The organism is Pseudomonas gingeri (genome assembly GCF_013385635.1).
Taxonomy (GTDB): Bacteria; Pseudomonadota; Gammaproteobacteria; order Pseudomonadales; family Pseudomonadaceae; genus Aquipseudomonas; species Aquipseudomonas gingeri_A.
Window position 1 is genome coordinate 132,182 of sequence record NZ_JACAPR010000015.1, and the last position, 13,076, is coordinate 145,257.

The following is a 13,076-nucleotide window of genomic DNA, read 5'->3' on the forward strand; positions in this document are numbered from 1 at the left end:
GTATCATGCGTTTTTGCTGCCTGTGGGTTATCGGCTGTTTGTGTTTTCCCTTGATGGCTTTTCCCTCGGGGGCCTGGGCCGCGCCTGCGCCTCATGGGGCAGACCTGCCGCTGTCCACCACCCAGCAGCAGTGGCTTGATGAGCATCGGGAGTTGCGTGTCGGCCTGGTACTGCAGGCGCCCTACGCCCAGTACGACCGACGATTGCAGCGGCTGTCGGGGGCCAATGTCGAGCTGATGGCCTGGCTGGCGAAGGCGATGAATGTGGAACTGACCTGGCGTAACTTTCCCGATCAGGCCCAACTGGAAAAAGCCTTGGGCGAGGGGGAGATCGATCTTGCCCCGGGCTTGACCCAGACGCCGGCCGGCCTGCGTCTGTGGTTGTTCTCCGATCCCTACATGCGTGTGCCGCAGTTGGTGGTGGGCGAGCGTAACGGTGCCGGTGCCGTCGAACTGGAAAAACTCGACAGCCAGACCCGCGTCGCCGTACGCATGCCCAGTCCGATTGCCGATTACCTGCGCAGTACCTATGGCAATCTCAATCTGCAGGGCGTGCCGCTGGAGCGCCAGGCGTTGCAACTGTTGTTGAGCCAGCAGGCCCGTTATGCGGTGGTCGACGAGGCCCAGCTCAGCCGGTTGTCCGGCGAGGAAGAGTTTGCCGGATTGGCGGTGGTGGGGGATATCGGCCTGCCGCAACTGCTGCGAGTAGCGACCCGACGAGACTGGCCGGAGTTGGCAGGGATCGTCGAAAAGGCCTTGCATGCGGTGCCGGCCCGGGACCTCGACCAGTTGCATATGCGCTGGTTGCAGCCCAAGTACCCGCGGCTGTCCGCTTCGCCGGGGTTCTGGCAGAACCTCTGCCTGTTGCTGGTGGTGATGTTGCTGGCGAGCCTGGCGATCGTGTTCTGGTTGCGTCGCCAGCAGCGCAGTCTTGAGCAGGCCCTGCTGGCCTCTCGTGAAGATCTCGCCTTGCGCGAGGCCAGCGAGGAGGCCCTGCGCCTGACCCAGTTCTCCATCGACCAGAGCACGGTGGGTATTCTCTGGGTCAACTGGGACAGCCATGTGCGCTATGCCAACCGGGCGGCGGAAGCCATGCTGGGCTACCCGCCGGGCGCCTTGTTCGATCGGCCCCTGATCGATTTCGAACCGAACCTGCACATGGACCGCTGGCTGAACCTGTGGAAACGCGCCCGGGCCAGTGACGAGGCGCCGCAGAGTTTCGAGACCCGATGCCTGCGCGCCGATGGCAGCATCCTGCCCGCCGATGTGTCCCTCAGCTTCCTGCGCTTTCGCGACGGCGAGTACCTGGTGGTCTACATCAACGATGTCACCGAGCGCCGTCGCGCCCTGGCGGCCTTGCAGGAAAGCGAGGCACGACTCAAGGGCATCGCGGCGAATGTCCCTGGCCTGGTGTTTCGCCTCGAACGCGTGCCGCAGACGGGCGAACTGTATTTTCCCTATATCAGCGAGGGCAGCGAAAGCCTGGTGGGTTATCCACCGGCCACCCTGCGCCAGCCGGATATCGGCCTGCGCAGCCTGGTACATAGGGATGACCGTGCCGATTATCACCGTGTCCAGGACCTGGCCGTGGACTCCGGCAGCGACTGGTCCTGGCAGGGGCGGATCATGACCCGCGAAGGCCGGCAACGCTGGGCGGAGATCAAGGCCATCACCCGGCGCCTGGAGGACGGTACGGTGGTCTGGGACGGGATCGTCTGGGATATCAGCGAAAGCAAGCGGATCGAACTGGAGCTGGCCAGTTCGCGGGAACAACTGCGCGAGCTATCGGCGCACCTGGAGAGTGTCCGGGAGGAAGAAAAGGCCCGTATCGCCCGGGAGGTCCATGACGAACTGGGGCAGATGCTGACCGTGCTCAAGCTGGAAACCTCCATGTGCGAGCTGGCCTACGCGCAACTGGATCCCGGGCTGAATGAGCGCCTCAACAGTATGAAAAGGTTGATCGCCCAGTTGTTCCAACTGGTACGGGATGTGGCGACGGCCCTGCGCCCGCCGATTCTCGATGCCGGTATTGCCTCGGCGATCGAGTGGCAGGCCCGGCGCTTTGAAGCGCGGACGCAGATCCCGTGTCTGGTGCAGGTCCCGGAGAATCTGCCGAGGCTCAGCGATGCCAAGGCCATCGGCCTGTTTCGGATCCTTCAGGAGGCCTTGACCAATGTCATGCGCCACGCCCAGGCGCATACTGTTGAACTGACACTGGCGATTGACGGCCAGGACCTGTGCCTGAGTATCAGTGACGATGGCGTGGGTTTTGTTGCTCCCAGTGGGAGGCCGACATCCTTCGGGGTGGTGGGTATGCGTGAGCGGGTGCTGATGCTCGGTGGCAGTCTGTTGCTGGAAAGCAGCGTCGGCGAGGGCACGACCCTGAGTGTCCGTGTGCCGTTGGATCGGCCTTTGGATGTATGAACCCTTTGATCGAGCAGGAGTAGCGCGTGATCCGTGTACTGGTAGCTGAAGACCACACCATTGTCCGTGAGGGCATCAAGCAATTGATCGGCCTGGCCAAGGATCTTCAGGTCGTGGGCGAGGCCAGTCACGGCGAGCAGTTGCTCGAGACGCTGCGGCATACGCCCTGCGAGGTCGTGCTGCTGGATATCTCGATGCCCGGCGTCAATGGCCTGGAGGCCATTCCGCGGATCCGGGCGTTGAGCAATCCGCCGGCGATCCTGGTGTTGTCGATGCATGACGAGGCGCAGATGGCTGCACGGGCGCTCAAGGTCGGCGCCGCCGGCTATGCCACCAAGGACAGCGATCCGGCCCTGTTGCTGACGGCCATCCGCAAAGTGGCGGCCGGCGGCCGTTATATCGATCCGGACCTGGCCGACCGGATGGTCTTCGAAGTCGGCCTGACCGATTCCCGTCCCTTGCATGCCCTGCTGTCGGAGCGGGAGTTCTCGGTATTCGAACGCCTGGCCCAGGGCGCCAATGTGAACGATATCGCCCAGCAACTGGCCCTGAGCAGCAAGACCATCAGCACCCACAAGGCCCGATTGATGCAGAAGCTCAATATCACCTCCCTTGCCGAACTGGTGAAATACGCCATGGAGCACAAGCTGCTCTGAGCTTTATGTAGGAGCCGGCTTGCCGGCGATGGCGTCCGAATCATCGCCGCAGGACTCAAGGGCCTCATCGCCGGCAAACCGGCTCCTACAGAAGGTGCGCATATCCATTTACGACAGCTCTCGGGTGGCCTTTGACGCTGCTCCGGGCGTCAAAGGCGGGATCAATCCCGGGTCTTATCCAATCGCGCCATCCTTGTAGGGCGATCCCTACCCCAATTCTTCCAGACGGCTGAGGACAATCTCTCACCCCCCCCGATTTGCGCTGCCGCAAGGGTTCACTAGGCTTAGACCACGGCAGTCAAAAACAAAAGGTGTGGGTATGAGCGAGGTCGATTCAAGCGCTGGGGCGAAGGACATTCTGGTCAGCTTTCGTGGTGTGCAGAAGAGCTACGATGGCGAGAACCTGATCGTCAAGGACCTCAACCTGGACATTCGCAAGGGCGAATTCCTTACCCTGCTCGGGCCCTCCGGTTCCGGCAAGACCACCAGCCTGATGATGCTGGCCGGGTTCGAAACCCCGACCGCCGGCGAGATCCAACTGGCCGGGCGCTCCATCAACAACGTGCCGCCGCACAAGCGCGATATCGGCATGGTGTTCCAGAACTATGCCTTGTTCCCCCACATGACCGTCGCCGAGAACCTGGCGTTTCCGCTGACCGTGCGTGGCCTGAGCAAGACCGACGTCAGCGAACGGGTCAAGCGGGTCCTGGGCATGGTCCAGCTCGACAAGTTCGCCCAGCGCTACCCGGCGCAACTGTCCGGTGGTCAGCAACAGCGGGTGGCGCTGGCCCGGGCCCTGGTGTTCGAACCGCAACTGGTGTTGATGGACGAACCGCTGGGGGCACTGGACAAACAACTGCGTGAACACATGCAGATGGAGATCAAGCACCTGCACCAGCGCCTGGGCGTGACCGTGGTCTATGTGACCCACGACCAGGGTGAAGCCCTGACCATGTCCGACCGGGTGGCAGTGTTCCATCAGGGCGAAATCCAGCAGATCGCCCCGCCGCGCACGCTCTATGAAGAGCCGAAGAACACCTTTGTCGCCAACTTCATCGGCGAGAACAACCGCCTCAACGGTCGCCTGCACAGCCACACCGGCGATCGCTGCGTGGTCGAGCTGGGACGCGGGGAAAAGGTCGAGGCGCTGGCGGTGAATGTCGGCCAGGCCGGCGAGCCGGTCACCCTGTCGATCAGGCCGGAGCGCATCAGCCTCAACGGCTCCAGCGAGTCCTGCGTCAACCGTTTCTCGGGCCGCGTGGCCGAATTCATCTACCTGGGCGACCACGTTCGTGTGCGCCTGGAAGTCTGCGGCAAAACCGACTTCTTCGTGAAACAACCCATTGCCGAGCTGGATCCGGCACTGGCGGTCGGCGATGTCGTCCCCATTGGCTGGCAGGTCGAGCACGTTCGCGCGCTGGACCCGTTGCTCGACGCCGGCTGAGCGCTGTAACCCAAGAGGCGAACCCATCGCCCCGTGCTTCACCAACCTGCACTCGTGGAGAGAAGAATAAATGCTCAAATCCCTGAAATTCAGTGCCCTCGCGTTAGGGCTGATGTGCGCGGCAAATGCCATGGCGGCGACCGACCTGACCGTGGTGTCCTTTGGTGGCGCGAACAAGGCGGCCCAGGTCAAGGCCTTCTATGCTCCTTGGGAAGCCCAGGCGGGCAACGGCAAGATCGTTGCCGGCGAGTACAACGGCGAGATGGCCAAGGTGAAGGCGATGGTCGACACCAAGAGCGTGTCCTGGGACCTGGTGGAAGTCGAGTCGCCGGAACTGTCCCGTGGTTGTGACGAAGACATGTTCGAGCAACTGGACCCGGCCCTGTTCGGCAAGGCCGAAGACTACGTCAAGGGCGCCATCCAGCCTTGCGGCGTCGGCTTCTTCGTCTGGTCGACCGTGCTCGCCTACAACGCCGACAAGCTGGCCTCCGCACCTACCAGCTGGGCCGATTTCTGGGATACCAAGAAATTCCCGGGCAAGCGCGGCCTGCGCAAGGGTGCCAAGTACACCCTGGAATTCGCCCTGATGGCCGACGGTGTCGCACCGAAGGACGTCTATAAGGTGCTGGCCGGCAAGGATGGCCAGGACCGTGCGTTCAAGAAGCTCGATGAGCTCAAGCCCAACATCCAGTGGTGGGAAGCCGGTGCCCAGCCGCCGCAGTACCTCGCCTCCGGTGACGTGGTCATGAGCTCGGCCTACAACGGCCGGATCGCTGCCGTACAGAAGGAAAGCAACCTGAAAGTGGTGTGGAACGGCGGCATCTACGACTTCGACGCCTGGGCCATTCCAAGGGGGCTGGACAAGGCGCGTGCCGATGCAGCGAAGAAGTTCATCGCGTTCTCGGTCATGCCGCAGCAGCAGAAGACCTACTCGGAAAACATCGCCTACGGTCCGGCCAACACCCAGGCCGTACCGTTGCTGGCCAAGGACATCCTGAAGGATATGCCGACCACTCCGGAAAACATCGCCAACCAGGTGCAGATCGACGTCAGCTTCTGGGCTGACAACGGCGAGCAACTGGAACAGCGTTTCAACGCCTGGGCCGCGAAGTAACGGAACACGGTCTCGCAGACGCTGCATAACCCTGTAGGAGCCGGCTTGCCGGCGATGACCGCCGATCAGGCGATGTAAGCCTTACGGGCCTCATCGCCGGCAAGCCGGCTCCCACAGGGACTCTGTTCAACCCGTTGGGTTTGTGTGTTTCAGAAGAACAGCAGGCAGTGTCCCGTAACGGGATACCGGCCGTTGTCACAATAAAGTATTCCGGAGTTCGCCATGGCCATCACCGTTCCTCTGAACGAGGGGACCAGTCCCACCCTGAAGCAGCGCCTGGCGCGTGCCGAGAGGGTCAACCGCTGGAAGGCCCAGGCCTTGATTGCGCCGCTGGTGCTGTTTCTGTTGCTGGTGTTCCTGGTCCCTATCGTGGCGCTGCTCTATAAAAGCGTCGGCAACCCGGAGGTGGTTGGTGCCATGCCACGGACCGTGGCCGCCGTCGCTGCCTGGGATGGCAAGAGCCTGCCCGGCGAGCCGGTGTACAAGGCCCTCAGCGAAGACCTGGGCGAAGCGCGCAGGAATCAGACCCTGGGCGATCTGTCCAAACGCCTGAACATGGAACTGGCCGGCTATCGCAGCCTGCTGACCAAGACCGCCCGTGCCTTGCCGTTCAAGACCGAACCGGCCTCTTATAAAGAAGCGCTGGAAGCCCTCGATGAACGTTGGGGCGACCCGGCGTACTGGCAGGCCATCCGCCGCAATACCAGTAGCATGACCCCCTATTACCTGCTGGCGGCCGTCGACCATCGGATCGACGACCTCGGCGAACTGGCCCCGGCCACGCCGGACCAGGCGATCTACCTCGATATCTTCGCCCGCACGTTCTGGATGGGGCTGGTGATCACCGCGATCTGCCTGGTCCTGGCGTACCCGTTGGCCTACCTGCTGGCGAATCTGCCGGCGCGCAAGAGCAACCTGTTGATGATCCTCGTGCTGCTGCCGTTCTGGACGTCGATCCTGGTACGGGTCGCGGCCTGGATCGTGCTGCTGCAGTCGGGTGGACTGATCAACAGCGCCCTGCTGGCCATGGGCGTGATCGACAAGCCGCTGGAGCTGGTCTTCAATCGCACCGGGGTCTACATCTCCATGGTGCACATCCTGCTGCCGTTCATGATCCTGCCGATCTACAGCGTGATGAAAGGCATCTCGCCGACCTACATGCGGGCGGCGATTTCCCTCGGCTGTCATCCGTTCGCCAGCTTCTGGCGGGTGTACTTCCCGCAGACCTATGCGGGTGTCGGCGCCGGCTGCCTGCTGGTGTTCATCCTGGCGATTGGTTACTACATCACCCCGGCGTTGCTGGGCAGTCCGAACGACCAGATGGTCAGCTATTTCGTCGCCTTCTACACCAATACCAGCATCAACTGGGGCATGGCGACGGCACTGGGCGGCTTGCTGCTGCTGGCCACCGTGCTGTTGTACCTGATCTACAGCCGGCTGGTCGGTGCAAGCCGCCTGCGCCTGAGCTAAGGAGAGAATCGAAATGCTGAGTCCGTACATGTCGCCCGTCGAGCGGGTCTGGTTCTACAGCTTGCGCATCCTGTGCGGGTTGATCCTGCTGTTCCTGATCCTGCCGGTGCTGGTGATCATTCCGCTGTCGTTCAATTCGGGCAGCTTCCTGGTCTATCCGCTGCAAGGCTTTTCCCTGCACTGGTACCAGGATTTCTTCGGCTCCGCCGAGTGGATGCGCGCCTTGAAGAACAGCATCATCGTGGCGCCGGCGGCGACCGTGCTGGCGATGGTTTTCGGCACGCTGGCGGCGATCGGCCTGACCCGTGGAGACTTCCCGGGCAAGTCGCTGGTCATGGCGTTGGTGATTTCACCGATGGTGGTGCCGGTGGTGATCATCGGGGTCGCCAGCTACCTGTTCTTCGCTCCGTTGGGCCTGGGCAACAGCTTCTTCTCGCTGATCGTGGTGCACGCGGTATTGGGCGTACCCTTCGTGATCATTACCGTCTCGGCGACCTTGCAAGGCTTCAACCACAACCTGGTAAGGGCCGCGGCCAGCCTGGGGGCATCGCCGTTGACCACGTTCCGCCGGGTGACCTTGCCGTTGATCGCGCCGGGGGTGATTTCCGGGGCGTTGTTCGCCTTTGCCACCTCGTTCGATGAAGTGGTGGTGACCCTGTTCCTGGCAGGTCCCGAGCAGGCGACACTGCCGCGGCAGATGTTCAGCGGGATTCGCGAGAACCTCAGCCCGACCATCGCCGCCGCCGCGACGCTGCTGATTGTCTTCTCGGTGATCCTGTTGCTGACCCTGGAGTGGTTGCGCGGACGCAGCGAGAAACTGCGTACCACCCAGGTGTAAGCAGGACGCTGCGAACTTTGTGGGAGCCGGCTTGCCGGCGATGAGGCCCTTGAGAGGTGTACCGTTCTTGCCGCCGCCATCGCCGGCAAGCCGGCTCCCACAGGTTCAGTACTCCTGCCGTTTTTCCGTTGATCTTCTCAATGGTAGAAAAAGACCATTCCCAGCTATTCTTGCTCGTGCCCTGATCACCACAACAAGAAGGCCGCGACCATGAGCATTTCCGCATTCAAGATCGCCCATAAATTGATCACCGGCTCCGGCGCCATCGAGCAACTGGCCGATGAACTGACCCGGCTGGATGTCGATAATCCGCTGATCGTGACCGATGCCGCACTGGTCACCTCCGGGACCGTCGAACTGGCCCTCGCCCATCTGGGCGGACGCAGCTATGAGATCTACGACCGGGTGATGCCCGACCCGGAAATCGCCATTGTCGAGGACTGCATGCAGGTCTACCGCGAAGGTGGGCACGACGGCCTGATCGGCCTCGGGGGCGGCAGTGCCATCGATATCGCCAAGAGTGTCGCCGCCTACGCCGGTTATCACGGCGCCCTCGAAGACCTGTTCGGCATCGACCAGGTGCCGCGCAAGGGGCCGCCGCTGATTGCCATCCCGACCACCGCCGGCACCGGCTCCGAAGTGACCAATGTGGCGATCCTTTCCGACAAGCAGGCCCAACTGAAGAAAGGCATTGTCAGTGACTACCTGCTGCCGGACGTGGCGCTGGTCAGTCCGCAGATGACCCTGACCTGTCCCCGTGGCGTGACTGCCGCCAGTGGTGTCGACGCGCTGGTGCACGCGGTCGAGGCCTACCTGTCGCTCAATGCCTCGCCGATCACCGACGCGTTGGCCATTGGCGCCGTCAAACTGATCGCCAGGGCCTTGCCCAAGGCATACGCCAACCCGGCGAACCTGCCGGCACGCGAAGACATGGCCACCGCCAGCCTGATGGCCGGCATGGCTTTCGGCAATGCCGGCGTCGGCGCGGTGCATGCATTGGCCTACCCCCTCGGCGGACGCTTCAATATCGCCCACGGGGTGAGCAATGCGCTGCTGCTGCCGTATGTCATGCAGTGGAACAAGCTGGCCTGTGTCGAGCGCATGCAGGACATCGCCATCGCCATGGGGGTGAATGTTTCCGGCCTGAGTACCATCGAGTCGGCGGACAAGGCGGTCGCCGCCATGAGCGAATTGTGCCGTGCGGTGGAGATCCCGGTCGGCCTGAACAGCTTCGGCGTACCTCTCGATGCGATCCCGGCGATGGCCGTGGAGGCCGCGGGTATCGAGCGCCTGATGCGCAATAACCCGCGTCGCCTGAGTGCGATGGATATCGAGAAGATCTACCGCGCCGCCTACTGACGTCGCAGGACAACTGCCTCCTGACGGTGCGGCCAATCATCGCGGTCACGGTGCGCGTGGCGAAGCAGGAGGTATACAATGCGCGCCACCGTGATTCTGCTCAAAAAAGGTGCGTCATGCAGCCCTTCGCAATTGCTCCGTCGATTCTCTCCGCCGACTTCGCCCGCCTGGGCCAGGAAGTGGACAATGTTCTCGCCGCCGGCGCCGACATCGTTCACTTCGATGTCATGGACAACCATTACGTCCCCAACCTGACCATCGGCCCGATGGTCTGCGCGGCGTTGCGCAAATACGGCATTACCGCACCGATCGACGCGCACCTGATGGTCAGCCCGGTGGACCGTATCATCGGCGACTTCATCGAAGCCGGTGCGACCTACATCACCTTCCACCCGGAAGCCACGCTGCACGTCGACCGTTCCCTGCAGATGATCCGCGAAGGCGGTTGCAAGGCCGGCCTGGTGTTCAACCCGGCGACGCCGCTCGACGTGCTCAAGTACGTGATGGACAAGGTCGACATGGTCCTGCTGATGAGCGTCAACCCGGGCTTCGGCGGCCAGAAGTTCATCTCCGGCACTCTCGACAAGCTGCGCGAAGCGCGGGCGCTGATCGATGCCTCGGGACGCGATATCCGCCTGGAAATCGACGGTGGCGTGAATGTGAACAACATCCGCGAAATCGCCGCGGCCGGGGCTGACACCTTTGTCGCCGGCTCGGCGATCTTCAACGCCCCGGATTATCGGGAAGTGATCGAGAAGATGCGCGCCGAACTGGCGCTGGCTCGCCCATGAGCGGCTTCGAGCAGCTCTTTCCGGGCCGTCTGCCCAAGCTGGTGATGTTCGATCTGGATGGCACATTGATCGATTCGGTGCCGGACCTGGCGACGGCGGTGGACAAGATGCTGCTCACCCTGGGACGTCCCGCCGCGGGCCTTGCGGCCGTACGCGAATGGGTCGGCAACGGCGCCCTGGTACTGGTGCGCCGGGCATTGGCCGGCGGCCTCGATCATGCGACGGTGGCCGACAGTGAAGCCGAGCAGGCCCTGGAAATCTTCATGGACGCCTATGACGGTGGTCATGACCTGACCACGGTCTACCCCGGCGTGCGCGAAACCCTGAAGTGGATGCAGAAGCAGGGCGTGGAAATGGCCCTGATCACCAACAAGCCTGAACGCTTTGTCGCGCCGTTGCTCGATGAAATGAAGCTGGGGCGGTTTTTTCGCTGGATTATCGGCGGCGATACCCTGCCGCAGCGCAAGCCCGACCCTGCCGCGCTGTTCCATGTGATGAAAATGGCGGGTATCCCGGCGTCGCAGTGCCTGTTCGTCGGCGATTCACGCAATGATGTGCAGGCCGCCAAGGCGGCGGGTGTCATCTGCGTGGCGCTCAGTTATGGCTACAATCATGGCCGGCCGATCGCCGAAGAAGAGCCGGCGCTGGTCATCGACGACTTGCGCGCACTGATTCCCGGTTGCCTGGAAGCTGGCGCTGAGCTAATGTCGGCGGACTGTCTTCAATCCCCTCCTGGAAACGCCATCGTGGTGGTCACTCGCAAACTCTGGATGAAAGTCATCAAGGCCCTGGCCCGTTGGCGTTGGCGCGCCTGACATGATCCTGGCCGCCTGTGCGGCGCGTTTGCATACCTGACTGTTTGAACCTCAAGCCACGAGGCATATCATGACCCGCGAAGAATTCCTGCGTTTGGCCGCTGCCGGCTATAACCGCATCCCGCTTGCCTGCGAAACCCTGGCCGACTTCGATACCCCGCTGTCGATCTACCTGAAACTGGCCGACCAGCCCAACTCCTATCTGCTGGAATCGGTGCAGGGCGGCGAGAAATGGGGCCGCTACTCGATCATCGGCCTGCCGTGCCGCACCGTGCTGCGCGTGCATGACCACCAGATCAGCGTGACCCATGACGGCGTCGAGATCGAAAGCGCTGAAGCCGAGGATCCCCTGGCCTTCGTCGAGGACTTCAAGGCCCGCTATAATGTACCGACCATCGCCGGACTGCCGCGCTTCAACGGCGGCCTGGTGGGCTACTTCGGTTATGACTGCGTGCGCTACGTCGAGAAGCGCCTGGGCAAATGCCCGAACCCGGACCCGCTGGGCGTACCGGATATCCTGCTGATGGTCTCCGATGCCGTGGTGGTCTTCGACAATCTGGCCGGCAAGATGCACGCCATCGTCCTCGCCGATCCTTCCCGGGACAATGCCTACGAAGAAGGCCAGGCGCGCCTGCAGGAACTGCTGGAGCAATTGCGTCAGCCGATCAAGCCACGTCGCGGACTCGAACTGGACCGTCCGCCGGCTGCCGATCCGGTATTCCGCTCGAGCTTTACCCAGAGCGACTACGAACGCGCGGTCGATACCATCAAGGAATATATCCTCGCCGGTGACTGCATGCAGGTAGTGCCGTCCCAGCGCATGTCCATCGACTTCAAGGCCGCGCCCATCGACCTGTACCGGGCGCTGCGCTGCTTCAACCCGACGCCTTACATGTACTTCTTCAACTTCGGCGATTTCCATGTCGTCGGCAGTTCGCCGGAAGTGCTGGTGCGGGTCGAAGACAACCTGATCACCGTGCGGCCGATCGCCGGCACCCGTCCGCGGGGCGCTACCGAAGAGGCCGACCAGGCGCTGGAAGAAGACCTGCTGTCCGACGACAAGGAAATCGCCGAGCACCTGATGCTGATCGACCTGGGGCGCAACGATACCGGGCGGGTGTCCGAGATCGGCTCGGTGAAGCTCACCGAAAAGATGGTCATCGAGCGTTATTCCAACGTCATGCATATCGTGTCCAACGTCACCGGTCAGCTCAAGAGCGGCTTGACGTCCATGGACGCACTGCGGGCGATCCTGCCGGCGGGCACCCTGTCCGGTGCGCCGAAGATCCGCGCCATGGAAATCATCGATGAACTCGAACCGGTCAAGCGCGGCGTATACGGCGGCGCGGTCGGTTACTACGCCTGGAACGGCAATATGGACACCGCCATCGCCATTCGTACCGCGGTGATCAAGAATGGTGAACTGCATGTGCAGGCCGGTGGCGGCATCGTCGCCGACTCGGTGCCGGCGCTGGAGTGGGAAGAAACGCTGAACAAGCGTCGCGCGATGTTCCGTGCGGTCGCCCTCGCTGAACAAACCCCCGCGTCCGACGCCTGAGGAGCTTTTTGTCATGTTGCTGATGATCGATAACTACGACTCGTTTACCTACAACGTCGTGCAATACCTCGGCGAGTTGGGCGCGGACGTCAAGGTCGTGCGTAACGACGAACTGACCGTGGCCGAAATCGAAGCCCTCAAGCCCGAGCGCATCGTGGTTTCGCCGGGCCCTTGCACGCCGACCGAAGCGGGCATTTCCCTGGAGGCGATCAAGCATTTCGCCGGCAAGCTGCCGATCCTCGGCGTCTGCCTGGGCCACCAATCCATCGGCCAGGCTTTTGGCGGCGATGTGGTACGTGCCCGCCAGGTCATGCACGGCAAGACCAGCCCGTTGTTCCACGAGGGCAAGGGTGTGTTCGAGGGCCTCAACCTGCCGTTGACCGTCACCCGTTATCATTCCCTGATCGTCAAGCGCGAAACCCTGCCTGACTGCCTGGAACTGACCGCCTGGACCCAACTGGCGGACGGCTCGGTCGACGAGATCATGGGGCTGCGCCACAAGACACTGAACATCGAAGGGGTGCAGTTCCACCCCGAGTCGATTCTTTCCGAGCAGGGCCACCAGCTGTTCGCCAACTTTCTCAAGCAGACCGGCGGCACGCGCTAAG

The 13,076-nt window shown here is 62.6% G+C and carries 11 protein-coding genes; all 11 read left to right on the plus strand.

All coding sequences use genetic code 11. From position 1 onward, the window contains the following. The first annotated feature begins 2 nt into the window (after positions 1-2). Positions 3-2,423 carry a PAS domain-containing sensor histidine kinase gene (locus HX851_RS43980; protein WP_177063066.1) on the plus strand — a complete coding sequence of 807 codons (2,421 nt, stop codon included), beginning with the start codon at positions 3-5 and terminating at the stop codon, positions 2,421-2,423. A gap of 26 nt (positions 2,424-2,449) precedes the next feature. Next, a complete protein-coding gene (locus tag HX851_RS43985) occupies positions 2,450-3,079 on the plus strand; it encodes a response regulator (protein ID WP_177063040.1) in 630 nt (209 codons plus the stop codon). A 319-nt stretch (positions 3,080-3,398) separates the two neighbouring features. Next, complete coding sequence (locus HX851_RS43990; protein WP_177063041.1) at positions 3,399-4,523, plus strand: ABC transporter ATP-binding protein; 1,125 nt, start codon at positions 3,399-3,401, stop codon at positions 4,521-4,523. Between the two features lie 70 nt (positions 4,524-4,593). Continuing rightward, the gene (locus tag HX851_RS43995; RefSeq protein WP_177063042.1) at positions 4,594-5,637 is read left to right on the plus strand and encodes an ABC transporter substrate-binding protein; all 1,044 of its coding nucleotides are present in this window, start codon (positions 4,594-4,596) and stop codon (positions 5,635-5,637) included. Between the two features lie 222 nt (positions 5,638-5,859). Then, positions 5,860-7,107 (plus strand): ABC transporter permease, encoded by a 1,248-nt coding sequence (locus HX851_RS44000; RefSeq protein ID WP_177063043.1) that lies wholly within the window; start codon positions 5,860-5,862, stop codon positions 7,105-7,107. A 13-nt stretch (positions 7,108-7,120) separates the two neighbouring features. Then, on the plus strand, positions 7,121-7,945 hold the full coding sequence (locus HX851_RS44005; RefSeq protein ID WP_017128672.1) for an ABC transporter permease: 825 nt from the start codon (positions 7,121-7,123) through the stop codon (positions 7,943-7,945). Between the two features lie 210 nt (positions 7,946-8,155). Continuing rightward, positions 8,156-9,304 (plus strand): iron-containing alcohol dehydrogenase, encoded by a 1,149-nt coding sequence (locus HX851_RS44010; protein ID WP_177063044.1) that lies wholly within the window; start codon positions 8,156-8,158, stop codon positions 9,302-9,304. 116 nt (positions 9,305-9,420) lie between these two features. Next, positions 9,421-10,095, plus strand: coding sequence for a ribulose-phosphate 3-epimerase (gene rpe, locus HX851_RS44015; protein WP_177065454.1), 675 nt, complete (start codon positions 9,421-9,423; stop codon positions 10,093-10,095). Next, positions 10,092-10,910: a phosphoglycolate phosphatase gene (locus HX851_RS44020; RefSeq protein WP_177063046.1), complete on the plus strand. Its 819-nt coding sequence runs from the start codon at positions 10,092-10,094 to the stop codon at positions 10,908-10,910. Before rpe ends, HX851_RS44020 begins: the two co-directional genes overlap by 4 nt. Positions 10,911-10,980: 70 nt before the next feature. Beyond that, positions 10,981-12,468 carry an anthranilate synthase component I gene (gene trpE / locus HX851_RS44025; protein ID WP_177063047.1) on the plus strand — a complete coding sequence of 496 codons (1,488 nt, stop codon included), beginning with the start codon at positions 10,981-10,983 and terminating at the stop codon, positions 12,466-12,468. A gap of 13 nt (positions 12,469-12,481) precedes the next feature. Then, positions 12,482-13,075 carry an aminodeoxychorismate/anthranilate synthase component II gene (locus HX851_RS44030; RefSeq protein WP_177063048.1) on the plus strand — a complete coding sequence of 198 codons (594 nt, stop codon included), beginning with the start codon at positions 12,482-12,484 and terminating at the stop codon, positions 13,073-13,075. Position 13,076 lies beyond the last annotated feature (1 nt).